This is a genomic window from Pseudomonas retamae, assembly GCF_043496865.1.
GTDB classification, from domain to species: Bacteria; Pseudomonadota; Gammaproteobacteria; order Pseudomonadales; family Pseudomonadaceae; genus Aquipseudomonas; species Aquipseudomonas retamae.
In genome coordinates, this window is sequence record NZ_JBIEIL010000002.1 from 206,261 (window position 1) to 227,170 (window position 20,910).

Annotated in this window: 19 protein-coding genes; 10 read left to right on the forward strand and 9 right to left on the reverse strand. The window is 61.7% G+C overall.

Features of this window, described 5'->3' with window-relative positions; genetic code table 11:
• Positions 1-93: 93 nt before the first annotated feature.
• Positions 94-1,191 carry a polyamine ABC transporter substrate-binding protein gene (locus ACGSLL_RS04040; RefSeq protein ID WP_394503415.1) on the forward strand — a complete coding sequence of 366 codons (1,098 nt, stop codon included), beginning with the start codon at positions 94-96 and terminating at the stop codon, positions 1,189-1,191.
• Positions 1,192-1,467: 276 nt separating this feature from the next.
• Here ACGSLL_RS04040 and thpR read toward each other — a convergent pair whose 3' ends face one another.
• Positions 1,468-2,007 (reverse strand): RNA 2',3'-cyclic phosphodiesterase, encoded by a 540-nt coding sequence (gene thpR, locus ACGSLL_RS04045; protein ID WP_394503417.1) that lies wholly within the window; start codon positions 2,005-2,007, stop codon positions 1,468-1,470.
• A 106-nt stretch (positions 2,008-2,113) separates the two neighbouring features.
• On the opposite strand from thpR, the gene ACGSLL_RS04050 reads away from it, so the two are divergent.
• A complete protein-coding gene (locus ACGSLL_RS04050) occupies positions 2,114-2,308 on the forward strand; it encodes a hypothetical protein (protein WP_394503419.1) in 195 nt (64 codons plus the stop codon).
• Positions 2,309-2,436: 128 nt separating this feature from the next.
• Here ACGSLL_RS04050 and ACGSLL_RS04055 read toward each other — a convergent pair whose 3' ends face one another.
• Positions 2,437-2,790 (reverse strand): DUF1428 domain-containing protein, encoded by a 354-nt coding sequence (locus tag ACGSLL_RS04055; RefSeq protein WP_258448799.1) that lies wholly within the window; start codon positions 2,788-2,790, stop codon positions 2,437-2,439.
• 2 nt (positions 2,791-2,792) lie between these two features.
• The gene (locus ACGSLL_RS04060) at positions 2,793-3,875 is read right to left on the reverse strand and encodes a hypothetical protein (protein WP_394503422.1); all 1,083 of its coding nucleotides are present in this window, start codon (positions 3,873-3,875) and stop codon (positions 2,793-2,795) included.
• A gap of 279 nt (positions 3,876-4,154) precedes the next feature.
• Between ACGSLL_RS04060 and ACGSLL_RS04065 the strand changes: the two genes are divergently transcribed.
• A complete protein-coding gene (locus tag ACGSLL_RS04065) occupies positions 4,155-4,430 on the forward strand; it encodes a hypothetical protein (RefSeq protein ID WP_394503424.1) in 276 nt (91 codons plus the stop codon).
• A 96-nt stretch (positions 4,431-4,526) separates the two neighbouring features.
• Here ACGSLL_RS04065 and ACGSLL_RS04070 read toward each other — a convergent pair whose 3' ends face one another.
• Together ACGSLL_RS04070 and ACGSLL_RS04075 are read right to left on the reverse strand one after the other, a co-directional pair.
• Entirely contained in the window at positions 4,527-5,591 is a 1,065-nt protein-coding gene (locus ACGSLL_RS04070) for a hypothetical protein (protein ID WP_394503426.1), read from the reverse strand.
• A 107-nt stretch (positions 5,592-5,698) separates the two neighbouring features.
• A complete protein-coding gene (locus tag ACGSLL_RS04075) occupies positions 5,699-5,905 on the reverse strand; it encodes a hypothetical protein (RefSeq protein ID WP_093102387.1) in 207 nt (68 codons plus the stop codon).
• 243 nt (positions 5,906-6,148) lie between these two features.
• Here ACGSLL_RS04075 and ACGSLL_RS04080 point away from each other — a divergent pair, with 243 nt between their 5' ends.
• From ACGSLL_RS04080 to paoC, 4 genes are all read left to right on the forward strand, one after another.
• On the forward strand, positions 6,149-7,903 hold the full coding sequence (locus tag ACGSLL_RS04080; protein WP_394503428.1) for an L-lactate permease: 1,755 nt from the start codon (positions 6,149-6,151) through the stop codon (positions 7,901-7,903).
• A 288-nt stretch (positions 7,904-8,191) separates the two neighbouring features.
• Complete coding sequence (paoA, locus tag ACGSLL_RS04085; protein ID WP_394503430.1) at positions 8,192-8,815, forward strand: aldehyde dehydrogenase iron-sulfur subunit PaoA; 624 nt, start codon at positions 8,192-8,194, stop codon at positions 8,813-8,815.
• Entirely contained in the window at positions 8,812-9,768 is a 957-nt protein-coding gene (locus ACGSLL_RS04090) for an FAD binding domain-containing protein (protein ID WP_394503432.1), read from the forward strand. Before paoA ends, ACGSLL_RS04090 begins: the two co-directional genes overlap by 4 nt.
• Positions 9,765-11,963: an aldehyde oxidoreductase molybdenum-binding subunit PaoC gene (paoC, locus tag ACGSLL_RS04095; protein ID WP_394503434.1), complete on the forward strand. Its 2,199-nt coding sequence runs from the start codon at positions 9,765-9,767 to the stop codon at positions 11,961-11,963. The genes ACGSLL_RS04090 and paoC overlap by 4 nt, the downstream gene beginning before the upstream one ends.
• Positions 11,964-12,159: 196 nt before the next feature.
• Here paoC and ACGSLL_RS04100 read toward each other — a convergent pair whose 3' ends face one another.
• Together ACGSLL_RS04100 and ACGSLL_RS04105 are read right to left on the reverse strand one after the other, a co-directional pair.
• Positions 12,160-12,498, reverse strand: coding sequence for a hypothetical protein (locus ACGSLL_RS04100; protein ID WP_394503436.1), 339 nt, complete (start codon positions 12,496-12,498; stop codon positions 12,160-12,162).
• A 113-nt stretch (positions 12,499-12,611) separates the two neighbouring features.
• Positions 12,612-13,430: an aldo/keto reductase gene (locus ACGSLL_RS04105; RefSeq protein ID WP_394503805.1), complete on the reverse strand. Its 819-nt coding sequence runs from the start codon at positions 13,428-13,430 to the stop codon at positions 12,612-12,614.
• A gap of 236 nt (positions 13,431-13,666) precedes the next feature.
• Here ACGSLL_RS04105 and ACGSLL_RS04110 point away from each other — a divergent pair, with 236 nt between their 5' ends.
• Both ACGSLL_RS04110 and ACGSLL_RS04115 read left to right on the forward strand, forming a co-directional pair.
• A complete protein-coding gene (locus tag ACGSLL_RS04110) occupies positions 13,667-14,437 on the forward strand; it encodes an alpha/beta hydrolase (protein ID WP_394503438.1) in 771 nt (256 codons plus the stop codon).
• A gap of 328 nt (positions 14,438-14,765) precedes the next feature.
• Positions 14,766-15,632 (forward strand): CAP domain-containing protein, encoded by an 867-nt coding sequence (locus tag ACGSLL_RS04115; RefSeq protein WP_394503440.1) that lies wholly within the window; start codon positions 14,766-14,768, stop codon positions 15,630-15,632.
• A gap of 219 nt (positions 15,633-15,851) precedes the next feature.
• Here the strand turns inward: ACGSLL_RS04115 and ACGSLL_RS04120 are convergent, their stop codons facing one another.
• The gene (locus tag ACGSLL_RS04120) at positions 15,852-17,135 is read right to left on the reverse strand and encodes a Zn-dependent hydrolase (RefSeq protein ID WP_394503442.1); all 1,284 of its coding nucleotides are present in this window, start codon (positions 17,133-17,135) and stop codon (positions 15,852-15,854) included.
• 128 nt (positions 17,136-17,263) lie between these two features.
• Positions 17,264-18,748: an NCS1 family nucleobase:cation symporter-1 gene (locus ACGSLL_RS04125; RefSeq protein WP_394503444.1), complete on the reverse strand. Its 1,485-nt coding sequence runs from the start codon at positions 18,746-18,748 to the stop codon at positions 17,264-17,266.
• Positions 18,749-19,371: 623 nt separating this feature from the next.
• Between ACGSLL_RS04125 and hydA the strand changes: the two genes are divergently transcribed.
• Positions 19,372-20,811 carry a dihydropyrimidinase gene (gene hydA, locus ACGSLL_RS04130; protein ID WP_394503446.1) on the forward strand — a complete coding sequence of 480 codons (1,440 nt, stop codon included), beginning with the start codon at positions 19,372-19,374 and terminating at the stop codon, positions 20,809-20,811.
• Positions 20,812-20,910: the final 99 nt, after the last annotated feature.

Sequence of the window (20,910 nt, forward strand, 5' to 3'; positions counted from 1 at the left end):
TGTCAGCCCCTCGGTCAGTTCCCTCTCCCCCAGGGAGAGGGTCAGGGTGAGGGGCCTTTGCTTGAAGTGAATAAAAAGAATGGAGTTGTACCGATGAAAATGTTTGGCAGGACTCTGCTGACACTGTCCTTGATGGGCGCAATGGTCATGGGCGCCCAGGCCAACGATAAGGTGCTGCGGGTTTACAACTGGTCCGATTACATCGCGCCGGACACGGTGAAGAAATTCGAAGACGAAACCGGTATCCGCGTGACCTACGACGTCTTCGACAGCAACGAAACCCTTGAGGCACGTTTGCTGGCGGGCAAATCCGGTTACGACCTGGTGGTGCCGTCGAACAGTTTTCTGGCCAAGCAGATCAAGGCCGGCGTGTATCAGCCGCTGGACAAATCGAAGCTGCCGAACTGGAAGAACCTCAACCCGGTGCTGCTGAAAAACGCCTCCGCCAGCGATCCGGACAACGCCCACGCGTTCCCGTACATGTGGGGCTCGATCGGCATAGGCTTCAATCCGGCCAAGGTCAAGGAAGTGCTCGGTGCCGACGCCCCGACCAACTCCTGGGACTTGCTGTTCAAACCCGAGAACGCGGAAAAGCTCAAGGCTTGCGGCATCAGTTTCCTCGATTCGCCGACTGAGATGATCCCGGCTGCCCTGCACTATCTGGGCTACCCGGTAAACGACAGGGACACCGCGCACATCAAGGAAGCCGAGGCGCTGTTCATGAAAATCCGCCCGAACGTGGCGTATTTCCATTCCTCGAAATACATCTCCGACCTGGCCAACGGCAACATCTGCGTGGCGGTCGGTTACTCCGGTGACGTCCTGCAGGCTAAAGCCCGTGCGGTGGAATCAGGCAACAACGTGGTGATCGATTACAGCATTCCCAAGGAAGGCGCCGGCAGCTTCTACGACATGGTCGCCATCCCGCGCGACGCGGCGAACGTCGAGAATGCTTACCTGTTCATGGATTTTTTGATGCGCCCGGAAATCATCGCCGAGATCACCAACAGCAACGGCTACAGCAACGCCAACGCCGCGGCAACGCCACTGGTGGACGAAGCGATCCGCAACGACCCCGGTTCGTATCCGTCACAAGCGGTGATGGCGACGCTGTATGCCGTACCGGATCAACCGATCGCCACCCAGCGGATCATGACGCGCGGCTGGACCCGGGTGAAACTCGGCAAGTGAGCCCAGCGCAGATCCAAATGTGGGAGCGAGCCTGCTCGCGAAAGCGGTGTGTCAGGCGATGAAAATCGCTGAATCAGCCGACGCCTTCGCGAGCAGGCTCGCTCCCACAGGGACTTTGGTGCGATTGATTGCTCCCACGCAGAGCATGGGAACGATCTGCCTAACCTTTTCCGTTCATGCAGCGCCTTACCACCGCTGCCCCTGCTCTGAACGGCCTCACCTGGCTTCCTCGGTTCAGGTGACTTCAGGCGCCCTCGGGCGCCTTTTTTTGTGCCGTCAGATCAGCGGCCAGTCCTGAATGATCCGATAGCGGCCCTTGTGCGATTCAAACAGGGCGAAGCGTTCGGCGCGCAGGAAGAATTCCGGTGGTGTGCCGGCCTCCGGCTCCGACGCGCGAAATTCGCGGGCAAGGGTCAGGTGCGGGCGAAACTCACGCGGCGTCTCCTCAAAACCGAACGGCAACATGGCCTGCTCCAGCGCGTAGACCAAACGCAACAACGCCGGCGGCGCCTGCTCCGGCGCCAGCGACAAGACCCCGGCGCGGTGCCACACCTGCAGGCGATCCAGAGCAATCCTTAACGCCGCGCCCGGCGTGCGCACTTGGGCGGCGGCTTCGCAGACTGGCTGAATCTGCGCCAACGGCACGGCACCGAGGAACAGCAGGGTCAGATGAAAATTATCCGCCGGCACCGGTTTGCCGGTGCGCAGGCGCAATTCACTGCGCCACTGCGCGATTGCCTTGCGCTGCGCCGGCGGGCAGTCCAACGCGAAAAACAGCCGCTTGAACGGCTCATCCCTGCGCACTTCATCGATCATGGCCCCGGTCTCCTTCTCACTGTCAGCCGTCGATTTTACACAGTCTGTTCTGACGACCGGGGACAGGCGGCTATAGTTCAAGGATCGCTATCAACCGGAGGCAGCCATGCGCGAGATCCTCAGCAAAGAACCGTGGTGGGCCCGGCCACCGCAACCCGGGCAAGACGAAAGCCAGCTGGAATGGGGCTGGCTGGTGCATTACAGCGAGGGCGAACCGCGTTTCGAATTCGTCCACGAACGCCCGACGAACGAACAGATCCGCCAGCGCAAAGGCTGCCGCATCGCCCCGTCACCCGAGTGAATACAGCCAGTCAACGCTAACCCTGTGGGAGCGAGCCTGCTCGCGAATGCGGTGGGTCAATCAACAAGGATTTTTCTGATCGGGCGCCTTCGCGAGCAGGCTCGCTCCCACAAGGGTTCTGCAGGCACTCAGGATTCGAGGAGGTTCTTGAACCCGCCAAAAATCATCCGCTGACCATCAAAACCCATCGGGTTGACGTCCGGCTGCATGCGCGGGTCTTCCATCATTTTCGCCATGCCGGCATCGCGAGTGGCCTTGTCCGGCCAGATCAGCCAGCCGGACGATACGGTCTCGCCGTCCTTGAGTTTTACCGCCATCGGAAACGAGGTGAGCTTGCCTTCCGGAACGTCATCGCCCCAACACTGCATCACCTCCGTGGCGCCGTATTCCTTGAACAGCCGCGCGGCGATCTCGCAGTGTTTTTTGTATTGCTCGTGATTGGCGTTCGGTACCGGCGCCACGAAAATATCGATGTAAGCCATGATCATTCTCCTTGCACGTTGGGTTCGATCTGCTGACTGGTCGATTGCGGCGGTTGCCATTCGACACGATTCACGCCCAGCCCGACCGGCGGCTCATCAACGCCACCCAGATGGCCCTCGACCTGCCCGGTCATGTGCAGCGTGCCGGCCATGACCCCGGTGGTCGGGCTTTGCACCAGTTTCAGCCAGGCCTTGTCGAAAGTTCCGCCCAGGCTGCTGCGGATCAGCGCTTCGCTGTCGGGACGATCGTTGGCCTGGATGATCGCGCGAATCCCCGCCACGCCCACCGAGATCAAACCTCCCGCGAGCTTCCCGGCTGCTGCAGCAACAGCACTGGCGGCGCCGCGCGGGGCCATCTCCGCCTCCATGCGCTGGCTCGCGCGTTTGGCCACTGGCGCCATCGCCGCCTCGGTCGAGGCGATGCCTTTGGCGCCGCCGTCGGTGTGGATCTTGTCGATCAGCGCGGCATACGCCGGCAAGGTATTCAGAGGCTCAGTGCTGATGACCTGAAACAACGACGCATCGCGCGCCGGCGGCGGACCGAGGGCGATGGCCGGGACTTTCTGCAAACGCCCGTTGAGTTGCGCCAACGGCACCCCGTGGCGCTGGGCGATCAACGGCATCTGCTGCGCCATCAACTGCGTATAGAAGGCGGTGGCCTGAGCGAGAATGGCATCCGGATCGATCTCCACCGCCACCGGCGCCAGCACCCTTTCCTGATATTGCTCAAGCAGGTACGCCGCCAGTCGCCTGGCCGAGGCGTCCTGCTCGCCGCCAGCATTGATCGTGTACCAGCTGACTTTCATCGACAGCCATTCCTGGGTCCAGTAGCTGCTGAACCACGGAATGAAATTTTCTTCAGTTTGCTGATAGACCCGAGTGCGCCAATGTTCCATCGAGCCACGGGCGAACAGCTTGACCTGCGCGGTGGCCTGCTGCGAGGCGCTGACGATTTCCCGGTCGATCTGTTGCCAGGTGACCGGCGATACCACCACCGCGCGCGGCGCAATCACCGGCGGCCGCGCCGAAGTGGCGCAGCCGGTCAGGACGAGCAGTGCGGCGATTAGCAGCGCACGCGGATTCACGGTGCTGGTTCCTTGGATGAACGGGGGCGGATTTGAGTATAGGTGGGTCAGTCAAAGGTGAGTTGGATGTTCCGGCGCTTTCGCGAGCAGGCTCGCTCCCACAAAGGTGAAATGCATTTCAAATGTGGGAGCGAGCCTGCTCGCGAAGAGGCCATCAGCAACACCTGCGCCCCCCAACCATCACCGCCATCGATATTCACCATCGCCACGATTGCCTTCCGCCAACCGCCTATGAAAGGCACGATCAAGCCATCCGAAACACAACGAGGAGTTCACAGCATGATTCACACCCAAGTCACCCTCTCCGTGAGTTTCCCGGTGTTCGGCAGCAACTATTACGCCCAGCAGGTTGTGTCGCACAAGGCCCGCGCGCTGGTGTTCAACGAGGCATTCGAGGATCTGCTGATGCCCGCTGCCAGCAATCACTTCAGCAATGAAGTGGTCGGCTTCAACGATCAGTTCCGTTTTCTGAGCGACATTCTCGCCACCCATTTGCTGGACATCGAGGCCGCCGTGCCTGCGCGATCCAGCGTCCGGGCGAGCGCTCACTTTTAATCCGTGAAATAACCTGTCTGCGTGACAGAGACCCATGAAAAAGCCCACTGGCCGCTTCGGCTCAGTGGGCTTTTTTGCCATCGCCCGTTCAGGCGGTCAGCGCTTCCAGCATTCGGCGAAGCGCGAGCAGACCTCGTATTTCGCGTCCATGGCGGACATTCGATCAAGGTGATGATCGATGGCTTCGGCCATCACGCGGTTCGACGCCTGGAAATAGAACATCAGCATGGATTTTTCCTCGCCAACCGGCGCCGCGTTGCCGCGTTTGCCACCCTTTTCATCCACGTTGGCCCACTCGGTCAGACGCTTGTCATCGATGCTGCGCAGACGCTGGCGATATTCGTCCTTGGTGCGCTGCATCGCCTGGTCTTTGGTGGTCGCGCTTTCCTTGTCGAATTCGATCAGATTCTGGCGATACAGTGCCCAGTAATCGTCCGGCAAGGTAAAGCCCAGTTTGGCCTTGCGGTCGTTGATCAGCGAATCGAGTTTTTCCGTTGAAAAGCTGGCTTGCGGCGCTTTGTTCGCGTCCGGCTTCATGAATACGAAAAGACTGCCTTCGATGATGCGGTCGATCAGAACTGTGCGTTGTGGCGTATCGGGCAGCAGTTCCGGCGGTTTTGGAAAGATCGGATTGCGCCCCACGCACGCAGCCAGTGCCGAGCTATCCAGTGGCATCATGGTGCGCACGTCTTTACCGTCGACCCGCTGCAGATGACGCAACGAAGTGATGCACTGCGTCTTGGTGACATTGAGCGTCACTTCGTATTCGTTGCCAGGCTTGGGCGTAAAGGAAAACCCCGAGCCACAGGTGGCGTAACCGACCTGCGTGTTGACCCGCAGGTAAGCCGGCTGCTCGGGTTTGATCTTGAATTCAAGGTAATCGCGCGCTTTTTCCGGCGGCGCCACCAGCATTCCAGCGCGGCGCTTGCTGTCGCCAATGAGCACGTTGTTGAGCATGCCGGTGGTCAAGCCGTCGCAGTGCCCGGCATCGAAATAGTCGATCGTGGCATTGTCGGTATTGGCCACGAACCTTACCTTGGCAGCGTCAGGATCAGTCGCATCCTGATAAGTGCCGTTAACGTTGCAACCGACCAGCAGCGCGCAGGACAGCACTGTGCCAGCCACGGATAAGGCCAGGCGCAGCGGAGAAACAATGGACATGATCTTCCTTGGCAGAGTAAAAAAACGCGAATGCTACTGAAATGCCATCACTGCGTCCATCCCTCTCCTGCAGATCACCAAAGCCCATCCCTGGGACTTTGGATCAATCAGTCGTCGTCCCTGTCACGGTAGTAGCGGCGCCCGTCGCGACGGTCGTCATCGCGGTCATCCCAGCGCCGGTCGTGGTCGTAATAGCGCCCATGATCGCGGTCGTAGTGCCGGCCATGGCGGTGGTCATCATCAAAATCCGCCACGCAGCCACCGAGCAAAACGGCGGCGGTCACGGTCAGCAGGATCGTTGTCGCTTGCTTCATTCAAAACTTCCCTAAAACCAAGGTCTTGACGACGGAGTCGGCCACGCTGCCTACGCTTTCGGAACGCGGTGCGCGCAGCCGCAGATACGACCGGGCAAAACGCGGTTGATTCACTGGCCAGCATCGACCGTTGGTCGCCTCGTTCGTCATCGCCGAACAGCGGCGAAACGCCACCTATACTGCTTGCAACCAACCCCCACGCAATGGATCTGCGCCCTCAATAACAACAAGCAGAGGTGGACCATGGTCTGGCAGCAAGTGTATGACCCGTTTGGCAATCCAGTGATTTCCACGCTGATGGCCGCCGTGCCGGTGGTGGTGATGCTCGCCGCGCTGGCGTTTTTCCACGTCAAGGCGCATCTGGCCGCGCTGCTGGCGCTGGCCTCGGCCTTGCTGATATCGATTTTCGCCTTCGACATGCCGGCGGGCATGGCCGGTTCGGCGGCGTTGTTCGGCGCGGCGAACGGCCTGCTGCCGATCGGCTGGATCGTGCTCAACATCATCTTTCTGCATCGCCTGACCACCGAGAACGGCTCGTTCAAAGTGCTGCAGGACTCGCTCGCACGGATCACCGACGACCGCCGTTTGCAGTTGCTGCTGATCGCCTTTTGCTTCGGTGCCTTCTTCGAAGGCGCGGCCGGTTTCGGCACACCGGTGGCGGTGACCGGGGCAATTCTGATCGGCCTGGGGTTTTCGCCGTTGGCGGCGTCGGGGCTGGCGCTGATCGCCAACACCGCGCCGGTGGCGTTCGGCGCCCTGGGCACGCCGATCATCACCTTGGCGAAAGTCACCGGGCTGGATGAAATGGAATTGTCGATGATGGTCGGTCGACAGTTGCCGTTCTTCTCGGTGCTGGTGCCGTTCTGGCTGATCTGGGCCTTCGCCGGCTGGCGCAAGATGCTCGAAGTGTGGCCGGCGATTCTGGTGGCTGGCGTCAGCTTCGCCATTCCGCAATTTCTCGTGTCGAACTACCACGGGCCGATGCTGGTGGACGTCATCGCTGCGCTGATTTCCATGGCGTGCCTGACGCTGTTTCTGAAGGTGTGGAAACCGGCGACCATTCACACCTCGGCGGCACTCTCGGGGCGCGTCGACAACTCCAAAGTCGATGAAGAAAAAGTCACCGCCAGCGCCGCGTTCAGCGATCAGGCGCGGCCGGCGGTGATGCGTGCGTGGATGCCGTGGATCATCCTCACGGTGTTCGTGTTTGCCTGGGGCACCCAGGGCTTCAAGAACATGTTCGACACGCGCCCGGCGATGGATCCGGTGACGCAGTCGGCCAGGCTCGATGCGCAAGGCAAACCGCTGCGCGAAGCCAACCCGATTTTCGCCCCGGCGGTGACCTTCACCAGCCTGCATTTGCAGATCGAAAAAGTGCCGCCCGTGGTGGCTGCGCCGAAAGCTGAAGAAGCGGTGTACAAATTCACCTGGCTCACCGCGACCGGCAGCGGGATTCTGTTGGCGGCGATCGTCGGCGGGCTGTTGATGGGCTATTCGATCCCGCAGTTGATCAAGCAATACCTGCGCACGCTGTGGGTGGTGCGGTTTTCGCTGATCACCATTGCGGCGATGCTGGCGCTGGGGTTCCTCACGCGCTACTCGGGGCTCGACGCGACCATGGGCCTGGCGTTTGCGGCGACGGGGATTTTCTATCCGATGTTCGGCACGCTGCTCGGCTGGCTCGGCGTGGCGCTGACCGGCTCGGACACGGCGTCGAACGTGCTGTTCGGCGGCTTGCAACGGGTCACCTCGGAACAGCTCGGCATCAGTCCGGTGCTGATGGCGGCGGCGAACAGCTCGGGTGGGGTGATGGGCAAAATGGTCGACGCGCAATCGATCGTGGTCGCCTCCACCGCCACCCGCTGGTACGGGCATGAGGGCGAGATCCTGCGCTACGTGTTCTTCCACTCGATCGTACTGGCGATCCTGGTCGGCGGGCTGGTGACGTTGCAGGCGTATGTGGCGCCGTTTACCTCGATGGTGGTGGGCGCACATTAACCCGTTACATCATTTTTCCCTGTGGGAGCGAGCCTGCTCGCGATAGCGTGCGGTCAGCCAATGAAGATATTGGCTCTGCCGACCCCTTCGCGAGCAGGCTCGCTCCCACAGGGATTCGAGTTGGCCTGACGATTGATGAACGGCGCGCATAACGCTTGGCGCGAAATCCGACAAAACCTTTTCCCCTCCCCTGCGGTCACTCCTTTTACGAGACCGGTACGCATGCCGGCGCGCCCGACAGGGCCATCTGTGATCCCTGCCGCCTGATGAGAGACAAGGAATCGAACCATGACGATTTCCCGACGCAGTTTTTTGATCCTCGGCGCTGTGACTGCGACCGCGTTTGCGATGCCCCCGTTTATCAGCCTCAAGGCCTATGCGGCCAATCTGGAGCAACCCGCCATGAGCAAAGTGACCCTCAACGTCAACGGCCAACCGCGCGAGTTGAACGTCGATACCCGTACCACCCTGCTCGACGCCCTGCGTGAGCACCTGCAGCTGACCGGCACCAAGAAAGGCTGCGACCACGGCCAGTGCGGCGCCTGCACGGTGATCACCGATGGCCGGCGGATCAATTCCTGCCTGAGCCTGGCGGTGATGCATGACGGCAGCGAGGTCACCACCATCGAAGGCCTCGGCATGCCCGACACGCTGCACCCGATGCAAGCGGCGTTCATCAAACATGACGGTTATCAGTGCGGCTACTGCACGCCGGGGCAGATCTGCTCGGCGGTGGCGGTGCTCAAGGAAATCCGCGACGGCATCCCCAGCCACGTCAGCCCGAGCCTGACCGAACCGCCGCAGCTGATCGCCGCCGAATTGCAGGAACGCATGAGCGGCAACATCTGCCGTTGCGGCGCCTACTCGAACATCATCGAAGCCATCACTGAAGTCGCGGAGGAATCGGCATGAGAGCGTTCAATTACAGCCGCGCCGACTCGCCTGCCGCGGCGGCCGCGCAAGCCGCTCAGGTCGAAGGCGCCCGGTTCATCGCTGGCGGCACCAACCTGCTCGATCTGATGAAGCTCGACATCGAAACCCCGCCGCATCTGATCGATATCAATCATTTGGGCCTTGATCAGATCGAAGCCACGCCCGAGGGCGGTCTGCGCATCGGCGCGCTGGTACGCAACACTGATCTGGCCGCCGATGCGCGGGTGCGCAAAGACTACGCCCTGCTGTCGCGCGCCTTGCTCGCCGGCGCTTCGGGGCAACTGCGCAACATGGCCACCACCGCCGGCAATTTGCTGCAACGCACCCGCTGCCCGTACTTCTACGACACCCATCAGGCCTGCAACAAACGCAACCCCGGCAGCGGCTGCGCAGCCATTGGCGGAGTCACCCGACAGCTCGGCATCATTGGCGTCAGCAAGGCGTGCATTGCCACCCATCCGAGTGACATGGCCATCGCCATGCGCGCCCTCGATGCGCAGATCGAGACGGTGAAACCCGACGGCAGCACACGCAGCATCGCCATGGCCGATTTCCATCAGTTGCCCGGTGACACGCCGCACATCGAAACCAGCCTCACGCCCGGCGAGTTCATCACCGCCGTGACCCTGCCGCCACCAGTAGGCGGCACGCACATTTATCACAAGGTGCGCGATCGCTCCTCCTACGCGTTTGCGCTGGTCTCGGTCGGCTTGATCTTGCAAAAGGACGGCAGCGGCCGCGTGGCGGTCGGTGGCATCGCGCCGAAACCGTGGCGCGTCGAAGCCGCCGAAGCGCTGCTGCCGCAGGGTGCCAAAGCCGTCAGCCAGCGCCTGCTCGAAGGCGCGACACCGACCGACGACAACCAATTCAAACTGACCCTGGTCGAGCGCACGCTCGGCGCGGTGTTGGCGCAAGCGAGGGAAACGGCATGAAATTCGACACGCCCGCCACCACCAATCCGATCGACCAGTTGAAAGTGGTCGGCCAACCCACCCCACGCGTTGAAGGCCGGTTGAAAACCTGCGGTCAAGCGACCTACGCCTACGAGCAACATGAAGCGGCAGCCAACCAGGCGTACGGTTTCATGGTCGATGCCGGCATTGCCAAGGGCCGGATCAAAGCCATTCACCTCGACGAGGCAAAAGCTGCGCCCGGTGTGCTGGCGATCGTCACTGGCGCGAATGCCGGCAAGCTCGACAAGGGCCAATACAACGCCGCGCACCTGCTCGCCCATCCCGAGGTGCAGCATTATCAGCAAGCGGTTGCGCTCGTGGTGGCCGAGACCTTCGAACAGGCGCGCGCGGCGGCGCAGTTGGTCAAGGTCGACTACGAAACCAGCGACGGCAAGTTCGATCTGGCCAGCGTGCGCGATTTGGGCGTCGAGCCGAAAGACGAATTGCCCGACGTCAATCACGGCGATTTCGACAAGGCCTTCGCCGCTGCGCCGGTGCAGTTTGACCGCACCTACACCACGCCCGACCAGTCCCACGCGATGATGGAACCGCATTCGACTCTGGCGGCATGGGACGGCGATCATCTGACCTTGTGGACCTCCAACCAGATGGTCGCCTGGACGGTCGGCGACGTGGCCAAAACCCTCGGTCTGCCAGCAGAAAACGTGCGCGTGGTTTCGCCTTACATCGGCGGTGGCTTCGGCGGCAAATTGTTCGTGCGCGCCGACGCGATCCTCGCCGCCCTAGGCGCGCGCATGGCCGGGCGGCCAGTGAAGGTCGCCCTCGCCCGCCCGCAAATGGCCAACAACACCACCCATCGCCCGGCGACCATCCAGCGCATTCGCATGGGCGCCACGGCGGAAGGCAAGCTCACCGCTATCGCCCACGAAGGCTGGTCGGGCAACCTCGCCGACGGCAAGGTCGAACTCGCCGCGCAGCCGAGCCAATTACTCTATGCCGCAGAAAACCGTCGGGTCAGCATGCGCCTCGCGCCGCTGGATCTGCCCGAGGGCAATTCTATGCGCGCACCGGGTGAAGCACCCGGGTTGATGGTGCTGGAAATCGCTATGGATGAAATGGCCGAACAGTTGAACATGGACCCGATCCAGTTCCGTATTGTCAATGACACCCAGGTCGACCCGGTCAAAACCGAGCGGCCGTTTTCCCAGCGTCAACTGGTCAAATGCCTGGAGCTTGGCGCACAGAAGTTCGGCTGGGATGAGCGTCAAGCCAAGCCCGGCACGCGCCGCGAAGGCCGCTGGCTGATCGGCATGGGCGTGGCGGCGGCGTTTCGCAACAACCTGCTGGTCAAGTCCGGCGCGCGGGTACGGCTGGAGCGCGACGGCACGGTCACGGTAGAAACCGACATGACCGACATCGGCACCGGCAGCTACACGATCATTGCGCAGACCGCTGCAGAAATGCTTGGCGTCGGCCTCGACGATGTGACCGTGCGTCTGGGCGATTCGAACTTCCCGGTATCGTCCGGCTCGGGCGGCCAGTTCGGCGGCAACTGCTCGACCGCCGGCGTATATGCCGCGTGCGTGAAACTGCGTGAGGCGGTGGCCGGCAAACTCGGCATGGCGGCAGACCAGGCCGAATTCATCGACGGCCAGGTGCGTGCCGGTGGCAAAAGCCTGCCGTTGCGCAATGCCGCAGAAGGCGACGCATTGGTCGGCGAGGACAGCATTGAATTCGGCGATCTGGCCGAGAAGTATCAGCAGTCGACTTTCGGCGCGCATTTCGTCGAAGTTGCAGTCGATGCCGCCACCGGCGAAGTCCGCGTGCGGCGCATGCTCGCGGTGTGCGCGGCGGGTCGGATTCTCAACCCGACCTCGGCGCGCAGCCAGGTGATCGGTGCGATGACCATGGGCGTTGGTGCGGCGTTGATGGAAGAACTGGCGGTGGATACCCGACTGGGCTTTTTCGTCAATCATGACCTGGCCGGATACGAAGTGCCGGTGCATGCCGACATTCCCCATCAGGAGGTGATTTTCCTCGATGAAACCGACCCGATTTCCTCGCCCATGAAGGCCAAAGGCGTCGGTGAACTGGGGATTTGCGGGGTCAGTGCAGCGGTGGCCAATGCGATCTATAACGCCACTGGCGCGCGGGTGCGGGAGTATCCGATTACCCTGGACAAGATGCTGTCATCGTTGCCGGAGATGATCTGAGGCCCTGAAAAGCCCCTCACCCTAACCCTCTCCCAAAGGGAGAGGGGACTGTTTGGGGGATGTTCGAGGGTTGCGCTGATTTGGGCGTGCTGCTGTGAATCCATAATCGATATGGTTTTTCAGGTCGATGCAAGACGTGAGACACCTCGGTCGGCTCCCTCTCCCTCCGGGAGAGGGCTGGGGTGAGGGTCAGGGTTCACTCGGTCTGCGGAGACTGCTTAGCCCCATCTGTCCCGTCCACTTCCCAACTGTCACCTGCCCTATTCGAGTCGACGCCCGACGGCGGCGATTGCGTTGTGGCGGGTGGCGCTGCGCTATCGCCGTTGAGCGCATTATCTTTATAACAACCGACGGTCCGCCACTGAACTTTCGCTAACTCCACGGCTTGCGTTTCCGAAGCTGCAGTCACCGCCGCTTGTTGGCCGTGCTCTTGCCCAAGGCAGATGTACTGCGCCATTTCTGCCCACGCTTCACGGGACATTGCCAGCAGGCAGACAGCGACACTCCCGGTCAACGTCTGGCGGACGCTGCTCATGGCTGCGCTCCTTGTCAGAACCTTTGGCCACCATCATTGATCACGGAAGCGAATCTTCCCACTGTCAGACCTGACAGTCCTTTAGACGCTTTGGCAATAACGCGCCGCTGCGGCTACCCCAGCAACACTATCAACTGATGCCGTTGCGCATCGGTCAGCATCGGCCCGAACCCGGCCCTGGCATTATCCGCCATGTAGCGCGGATTGCTGGTGCCCGGAATCACGCATGTCACCGCCGAATGCGAGAGCAGAAATTTCAACGCCAGTTGCGGCCAACTGTTGACCTGCACATCCGAAACCCAACCCGGCAGCGGCTTGCCCTTGAGCCGCGCGAGCAACCCACCACCACCGAATGGCCGATTGCAAATCACCGCGACCCCACGTTCGCGGCACAGCGGCAGGATGCGCTTCTCGACGCCGCGATCGTCGAGGGCGTAGTTGATTTGCAGAAAATCCACAGATTCAGTCTTCAGCACCGCTTCAACTTCGTCGTAAGCCGAGGGCGTGTAGTGGGTGATGCCGATGTAGCGAATGCGCCCCTGCTCCTTCCATTCACGTAAGGTCGGCAGGTGGGTTTGCCAGTCGAGCAGGTTGTGGATCTGCATCAGGTCGATGCGCTCGGTTTGCAACAGGCTGAATGACTGCTCCATTTGCGCGATGCCTTCCTCGCGCCCACGCGTCCAGACTTTGGTGGCCAGAAATGCCGGCGAACGTGGCTGGTGGATCGACAGCAGTTCACCGGTGGTCTGCTCGGCGCGGCCATACATTGGCGAACTGTCGATGAGGGTGCCGCCCTTTTCGAACAATCGATCGAGTACCGCCGGCAACTGCCGATAAACCGCATCGCCAGGGACCACGTCGAAACCGCGATAGGTGCCCAGGCCGACGATCGGCAGCGCCTCGGTGCTGGAGGGGATGGCGCGGGTCTGCATGGTCTGGCCTCCGGGCGTCGCGGACATCGTGCGGCTGGCCAACGCCCGATCAAGGCTCAAGACCGCCGAAACCCCGGCTGCCAGCGTGAGCAGGCGGCGTCGGGAATAACCCTCAGTGTGGCTCATGCTGGCTCCCCTGCTGCATGGATCTGTTGCCGGTTGTGTGGCGAGCGGCCGAGTGTTGCGGTGGACTACACTGCGACGGCCAACCTTCACTCACGATTAAAAATAGCCGAATGTCCCGAACCTTGATGTCACTCGTCGCATTGCTCGTCGCTGTGTACCTGGTGCTGTGTGCGGCGCTGTTCGTGTTTCAGCGTTCGCTGATCTATTTCCCGCAGCCCAATATTGTTGCCAGCCCTGACTCGCTGATGACCTTGTCGATGCCCGACGCGAAGGTTTCGGTGCTTACCCGCGCTCATAACGGTGCGCGAGCGCTGCTGTATTTCGGCGGCAATGCCGAGGACGTCTCGCGCAATCTGCCGGAGTTTGCCGAGGCTTTTCCTGACTACGCGCTGTACCTGCTCAATTACCGTGGTTTCGGCAACAGTGACGGCTCGGCGTCCGAAGCGGCGATTGCCGAGGATGCGCTGGCGCTGTTCGATCAGGTTTACGCCAGTCATCCGCAGATCGTCGTGATCGGGCGCAGTCTCGGCTCGGGTGTCGCCGTGCGCCTGGCCAGCCAGCGGCCGGTGCAGCAGTTGATTCTGGTGACGCCTTACAACAGCCTCGAAGAAATCGCGGTGCGCCAATACCCGTGGGTGCCGGTCAAGTGGTTGCTCAAGGATCGCTTCGAGTCGGGCAAATATGCCGCGCATATCCGTGTGCCGACGTTGCTGCTGGCGGCCAGTGATGATGAGGTGATTCCGCGTGCCAGCACCCAGCGCCTGCTCGAAAATTTCCCTGCGGGCGTGGCGGCGCTTCGGGTGGTTCCGGAGTCTGGGCATAACTCGATTGCCGCGCGGGAAGAGTATTTGCAGTGGATGGAGGAAGTGTTGAATCAGTGATAGTCGAGTCGTTCTCAAGAGCCCCTTCGCGAGCAGGCTCGCTCCCACTTTTGAAATGCACTCCCCAGTGGAAGTGTTGGTTGTTTTCAAATGCGCCATCGCGAGCAGGCTCGCTCCTACATTGAAATGCGTTCCCCTGTGGGAGCGAGCCTGCTCGCGAAGGGGCCATCACGGGCGATATCACTCCGCCTGAAGTAGCCCTTTGTCGCCCCGCTCCAAAACCGCCACCCATCGCTTGAACCAAGTCGCGAATCGCCAGTCCTACCCGCGCCGCATTCCGCGGTTCACTCGATTTTTTGCGCTGTCCCCCTTTAGAGCCGCCCGCCCCATGCGCCACGCCGTTCGTTCGTCTCGCTTCGTTTCGTTGTGTCTGCTGATTCTTTCTGCGCTATATGTCGAAACCGCCCAAGCCGGCGCGGAGCGGCAACTGGTGGCCGCGATCAATGATTATCGTGCCCACCCGCAACGTTGCGAGCGGCGCCCGGCGCAGCGTCTGGCACCGTTGCGGCTGAACGCGAACCTGGCCCTGCCGATCGGTTATGGCTATGGCGGCGGCCTGCGTCAGGCGCTGAAGTCCTCGGGCTACGCCGCCACCGCGGTGCGCAGTATTCGAGTGGTCGGTGCCGAGGACGCCGAAGAAGCCTTCGACCAGTTGCTCGACGAGCACTGCTCCGCGCTGCTCGATGCGACGTATGCCGACATCGGCGTCAGCCGCTCGCGCAATCAATGGCAAGTGGTGCTGGCGCGACCGGTGCTCGACAACCGCGTCGGTGACAACCGCAGCGTCGGCAAGGCATTGCTCGCTGAAGTCAACGCCGCCCGCGCCCGCCCACGCATGTGCGGCCGTCAACGCTTCGCCGCCGCACGGCCCCTGAGCTGGAACGCGGCATTGGGCGCCGCCGCGCAGGGCCATAGCAAAGCCATGGCCTACGGCAACTACTTCGCCCACCGCGACCCGGACGGCGAACAGCCAGCCGACCGTGCCCGCGCCGCCGGTTATCGCGGTCGGCAAATCGGCGAAAACATCGCCGCCGGCCAAAGCTCACCGGGCAAGGCCATGGCCGGATGGCTGGCCAGCCCCGGGCATTGCGCCAACCTGATGAACCCGATGTACACCCAGGTCGGCGCTGGCTTTGCCAGTGAAGCGCGCAGCGCTGAAGGGGTGTACTGGACGATGATGTTTGGTGCGCCTTGACGGGTGCGCTTGAGGTTTTGCGCTGAACTGACTGGCCTCATCGCGAGCAGGCTCACTGCTATACGATTTGCGGGGGCCACCTGACTCAGGCACGCCGAAGATCCCTGTGGGAGCCAGCCTGCTGGCGATGGCGTCAGGTCAGCCAAATCATCTGTGGCTGACACACCGCTATCGCGAGCAGGCTCGCTCCCACAGGATTTGGAAGCATCGGCTTTTGTGTCAGGCCGCGCGCTGTCCGGCGGCCACCATCGCCGATGCCGCCAGCATCGCCCGCAGCAGCACTGCACACCCCGCCGCCAGATCGTCCGGCGCGGCGTTTTCGATTTCGTTGTGGCTGATGCCGCCTTCGCACGGGACGAAGATCATCCCGGCCGGGCCGAGTTCGGCGAGGAAAATCGCGTCGTGGCCGGCGCCGCTGACGATGTCCATGTGCGACAGGCCCAGCCCTTGCGCCGCGCCGCGTACCGCTTCGACGCAGCCTTTTTCGAAGTACAGCGGCGGGAAGTCGGCAGTCGGTGTCAGTTCATAAGTGAGGCCGTGGGCCTGGCAAGTGGCTTCGATGACTTGCTTGACCTCAGCGATCATCGAATCCAGACGCGCCGGTTGCAGATGACGAAAATCCAGGGTCATGCGCACTTCGCCGGGAATCACGTTGCGCGAACCGGGATAGGCTTGCAGGCAACCGACCGTGCCGCAGGCGTGCGGCTGATGGCCGAGGGCGGCGCGGTTGACGGCACCGACGATCACTGCAGCGCCAACCAGTGCGTCTTTACGCAGGTGCATCGGCGTCGGGCCGGCGTGGGCTTCGACGCCGCGCAGTTTCAGGTCGAACCACTTCTGCCCCAGCGCGCCGAGGACCACGCCGATGGTTTTCTTTTCGTCTTCAAGAATCGGCCCTTGCTCGATATGCGCTTCGAAATAGGCGCCGACCGGGTGTCCGCTGACTTTGCGCGAACCGGCGTAGCCGATGGCGTTGAGCGCTTCACCGACCGTGACCCCGTCGGCGTCGACTTTGGCCAGGGTTTCGGCGAGGGTGAACTTTTCCGCGAACACCCCCGAGCCCATCATGCACGGGGCGAAGCGCGAGCCTTCTTCGTTGGTCCAGACCACCACTTCCAGCGGCGCTTCGGTTTCCACGTTGAGGTCGTTCAAGGTACGCAGGACTTCGACGCCGGCGAGCACGCCGAAGCAGCCGTCGAACTTGCCGCCGGTGGGTTGCGTATCGATGTGGCTGCCGGTCATCACCGGTGGCAGCTCGGGGTTACGCCCCGGACGGCGGGCGAAAATATTGCCGACGGCGTCCACCGTGACGCTGCATCCGGCCTCCTTGCACCATTGCACAAACAAGTCGCGGGCCTGGCGGTCGAGGTCGGTCAGGGCCAGCCGACAGACACCGCCCTTGACCGTGGCGCCGAGTTTGGCGAGCTCCATGAGCGAGGCCCACAGGCGATCGCGGTTGATGTGCTGATGGGTCGATTGCAGAACGTCGACGGCTGCGTTCATGGGGATCTCCTCAGTGTTGATACCGATAGGGACGCAGAGCGTCCCGGGCTGCATTCCCACGCAGAGCGTGGGAACGATCAAACGCATTGCAAATGTGGGAGCGAGCCTGCTCGCGAAAGGGCCATCCCTCACACCGCTGTTTTCACGGCTGAAGGCTGCGCGCGCATCACGCACAACCCGTAATAGATCAAACCACCCAGCGCCGAGCCGGTGAACCAGCCGTAGCTGTAGAACCAGCTGAACGCATCGCTGCCCAGCGACAGCAAGGTCAGCAGCACCGGCACGCCGAAGGCGATGAACCCGGCGCCGTTCCATGCCGGATACACGTCGTCGCGGTACAGGCCGGCCAGGTCCAGTTGCTGTTTCTTGATCAGGAAATAGTCCACCACCATGATCCCCGCAATCGGTCCGAGCAGGCTCGAATAGCCCAGCAGCCAGTTGGAATACACGCTTTCCAGGCTGACATCGGAAACGATCAGACCGAGCTTCTTCAGCAACTCATGGGCCATCAGCGCCAGCCCGACCAGACCGGTCAGCACCACCGCTTTGGTGCGGTTGATCACCTTCGGCGCGATGTTCTGAAAGTCGTTGGTGGGCGAGACGATGTTGGCCGCGGTGTTGGTCGACAGCGTCGCAATGATGATCAGCGCCATGGCCACCGCCACCCACACCGGGCTCTGGATGTGGCCGATCAGGGTGACCGGATCCGACACGGTCACGCCGACCAGTTTCACCGATGCCGCGGTCATCACCACGCCGAGCGCGGCGAACAGAAACATGGTCAATGGCAGACCGATGATCTGCCCCAGAATCTGGTCTTTCTGGCTCTTGGCGTAGCGACTGAAGTCAGGAATGTTCAGTGACAGCGTGGCCCAGAAACCGACCATCGCCGTCAGCCCGGCGGCGAAGTAACCGACCACGCTGGCGCCTTCCGGACGCTTGGCCGGGATCGCCATCAGTTCGCTCATCGACACATTGGGCATCGCCCACACCAGCAGGCCAATACCGACCGCCACCAGCAGCGGCGCGGACAGGGTTTCCAGCCACTTGATCGACTCGGCGCCGCGAATCACCACCCACAGGTTCAGCGCCCAGAACACCATGAAACCGATCACCTCACCGGTGCCGCCCAAGGATTTCCAACCCTCGAACACCGAGCCCAGAAACAGGTGGATCGCCAGCCCGCCGAACATCGTCTGGATACCGAACCAGCCACACGCGACCAGCGCGCGAATCAGACACGGTACGTTGGAGCCGAGAATGCCGAACGACGAGCGCAGCAGCACCGGAAACGGGATGCCGTACTTGGTCCCGGGGAATGCGTTCAGCGTCAGCGGAATCAGCACAATGATGTTGGCAAACAGAATCGCCAGCAGCGCTTCACCGACCGTCAGGCCGAAATAGGCGGTGAGTACGCCGCCCAGCGTATAGGTCGGCACGCAGATCGACATGCCGACCCACAGCGCGGTGATGTGCCATTTGTTCCAACTGCGTTCGTGCACCTTGGTCGGCGCCATGTCGTGGTTGTAACGGGGACTGTCGAGGACGTCGCTGCCGGCTTCGAGCTCGAACAAGCCGTCGCGCTCGCTCACTTGCGATCTGATCTGTTGCATGGCCGCTCCACTGTTCTTCTGATTATTTTTGCTCATCAGGCGGCTGGCACACGCAGGTGCGAGCCGGACGATGGCCGGAGGAACTGACAACTTTCATGCACCGGCCATGGTGTCAGCGGCGGCATCAATAAACGTGCCGGGTGTTCCGCTTAGCGCCAGGGCCGAGCTTCAAACGCTTCGCAACTTTCTGATATTCATCAGTTTTAATTATTCTTTTGAGTCCCAGTGGAAAACTTGTCTGAACGCTCAGGCTAAACGCTTGGCAAGTTGCTCGAACTGTCAGGACTCAATCTGGTGCACTGCACTTTTTTTCCTTGTGAGCGAACCGCTGCAGCTCAACTTCAAGCGGCTGATTTCACATAGGAAATCTTGCTCATATTTCCATCCTGTCAAGTGCGTCAAAATGGTGAACGGCCTCACCATTTTGGTGAATCATGTTTTTTATCGTTATTTTTCAGCGAGTTAAAACGATTCTAAGCTTATAAAAAATATTCTTGCTCATTTATAAAATCGCGACTAGTTTCTATTCCTGACAGCCATGACAGGAATAAACCCTGCTGTGCTGAAGACCTATAAAACATCTAGAACCGACACCAGTCGGTCATGCCTGCGAGGAACTCGGAATGTCTCTGTTGATCCGTGGCGCCACCGTTGTTACCCATGATGAAAGTTATCGCGCCGACGTCTATTGCGCTGACGGCGTGATCAAAGCCATCGGTGCCAACCTGGATATTCCGGCCGGCGCTGAAGTGCTCGACGGCAGCGGCCAATACCTGATGCCCGGCGGCATCGATCCGCACACGCACATGCAACTACCGTTCATGGGCACCGTGGCCAGTGAAGACTTCTACAGCGGCACGGCGGCGGGTCTGGCCGGCGGCACCACGTCGATCATCGACTTCGTGATTCCCAACCCGCAGCAGTCATTGATGGAGGCGTTTCATCAGTGGCGCGGCTGGGCGCAGAAGTCCGCTTCCGACTACGGCTTCCACGTCGCGATCACCTGGTGGAGCGAGCAGGTCCGCGAAGAAATGGCCGAGCTGGTCAGCCACCACGGGATCAACAGCTTCAAGCATTTCATGGCCTACAAGAACGCAATCATGGCCGCCGACGACACGCTGGTGGCGAGTTTCGAGCGCTGCCTGGAACTCGGCGCGGTGCCGACCGTGCATGCGGAAAACGGCGAACTGGTCTATCACCTGCAACGCAAGCTGATGGCCCAAGGCATTACCGGGCCGGAAGCGCATCCGTTGTCGCGACCTTCGCAGGTCGAAGGTGAAGCCGCGAGCCGGGCGATCCGCATTGCCGAAACCATCGGCACGCCGTTGTACCTGGTACACGTCTCGACCAAGGAAGCTCTGGACGAAATCACCTATGCCCGCAGCAAGGGCCAGCCGGTTTACGGCGAGGTGCTGGCCGGGCATCTGCTGCTCGACGACAGCGTCTATCAACACCCGGACTGGCAGACCGCTGCCGGCTACGTGATGAGCCCGCCGTTCCGCCCGCGCGGGCATCAAGAAGCGCTGTGGCATGGCTTGCAGGCCGGCAACCTGCACACCACCGCCACCGATCACTGCTGTTTCTGCGCTGAGCAAAAAGCTGCCGGGCGCGATGACTTCAGCAAGATTCCCAACGGCACGGCCGGCATCGAAGATCGCATGGCGGTGCTCTGGGATGAAGGCGTCAACAGTGGCCGTTTGTCGATGCAGGATTTCGTCGCCCTCACCTCCACCAATACCGCGAAAATCTTCAATCTCTATCCGCGCAAAGGCGCGATCCGCGTCGGCGCCGATGCCGATCTGGTGCTGTGGGACCCGCAAGGCACGCGGACGATTTCTGCCAAGACCCACCATCAGCAGGTGGACTTCAACATCTTCGAAGGCAAGACCGTGCGCGGCGTGCCCAGCCATACCGTCAGCCAGGGCCGGCTGGTCTGGGCCGACGGCGACCTGCGCGCCGAACGCGGCGCCGGGCGCTACATCGAACGGCCGGCGTACCCGGCGGTGTTTGATTTGTTGAGCAAGCGGGCTGAACAACATCGCCCGACTGCGGTCAAGCGCTGATCCCCCGACCTGATCGTTCCCACGCTCGGCGTGGGAATGCAGCCGGGGACGCTCTGCGTCCCATTGGAACGCGGAGCGTCCCTAGAGGCATTCCCACGC

What these genes read in the sequence shown, in the direction of transcription:
- ACGSLL_RS04040 (WP_394503415.1), top strand. Translation starts at nt 94, where the DNA reads ATGAAAATGTTTGGCAGGACTCTGCTGACACTGTCCTTGATGGGCGCA.
- thpR (WP_394503417.1), bottom strand. Translation starts at nt 2,007, where the DNA reads ATGATCGATGAAGTGCGCAGGGATGAGCCGTTCAAGCGGCTGTTTTTC.
- ACGSLL_RS04050 (WP_394503419.1), top strand. Translation starts at nt 2,114, where the DNA reads ATGCGCGAGATCCTCAGCAAAGAACCGTGGTGGGCCCGGCCACCGCAA.
- ACGSLL_RS04055 (WP_258448799.1), bottom strand. Translation starts at nt 2,790, where the DNA reads ATGGCTTACATCGATATTTTCGTGGCGCCGGTACCGAACGCCAATCAC.
- ACGSLL_RS04065 (WP_394503424.1), top strand. Translation starts at nt 4,155, where the DNA reads ATGATTCACACCCAAGTCACCCTCTCCGTGAGTTTCCCGGTGTTCGGC.
- ACGSLL_RS04070 (WP_394503426.1), bottom strand. Translation starts at nt 5,591, where the DNA reads ATGTCCATTGTTTCTCCGCTGCGCCTGGCCTTATCCGTGGCTGGCACA.
- ACGSLL_RS04075 (WP_093102387.1), bottom strand. Translation starts at nt 5,905, where the DNA reads ATGAAGCAAGCGACAACGATCCTGCTGACCGTGACCGCCGCCGTTTTG.
- ACGSLL_RS04080 (WP_394503428.1), top strand. Translation starts at nt 6,149, where the DNA reads ATGGTCTGGCAGCAAGTGTATGACCCGTTTGGCAATCCAGTGATTTCC.
- paoA (WP_394503430.1), top strand. Translation starts at nt 8,192, where the DNA reads ATGACGATTTCCCGACGCAGTTTTTTGATCCTCGGCGCTGTGACTGCG.
- ACGSLL_RS04090 (WP_394503432.1), top strand. Translation starts at nt 8,812, where the DNA reads ATGAGAGCGTTCAATTACAGCCGCGCCGACTCGCCTGCCGCGGCGGCC.
- paoC (WP_394503434.1), top strand. Translation starts at nt 9,765, where the DNA reads ATGAAATTCGACACGCCCGCCACCACCAATCCGATCGACCAGTTGAAA.
- ACGSLL_RS04100 (WP_394503436.1), bottom strand. Translation starts at nt 12,498, where the DNA reads ATGAGCAGCGTCCGCCAGACGTTGACCGGGAGTGTCGCTGTCTGCCTG.
- ACGSLL_RS04105 (WP_394503805.1), bottom strand. Translation starts at nt 13,430, where the DNA reads ATGCAGACCCGCGCCATCCCCTCCAGCACCGAGGCGCTGCCGATCGTC.
- ACGSLL_RS04110 (WP_394503438.1), top strand. Translation starts at nt 13,667, where the DNA reads ATGTCCCGAACCTTGATGTCACTCGTCGCATTGCTCGTCGCTGTGTAC.
- ACGSLL_RS04115 (WP_394503440.1), top strand. Translation starts at nt 14,766, where the DNA reads ATGCGCCACGCCGTTCGTTCGTCTCGCTTCGTTTCGTTGTGTCTGCTG.
- ACGSLL_RS04120 (WP_394503442.1), bottom strand. Translation starts at nt 17,135, where the DNA reads ATGAACGCAGCCGTCGACGTTCTGCAATCGACCCATCAGCACATCAAC.
- ACGSLL_RS04125 (WP_394503444.1), bottom strand. Translation starts at nt 18,748, where the DNA reads ATGCAACAGATCAGATCGCAAGTGAGCGAGCGCGACGGCTTGTTCGAG.
- hydA (WP_394503446.1), top strand. Translation starts at nt 19,372, where the DNA reads ATGTCTCTGTTGATCCGTGGCGCCACCGTTGTTACCCATGATGAAAGT.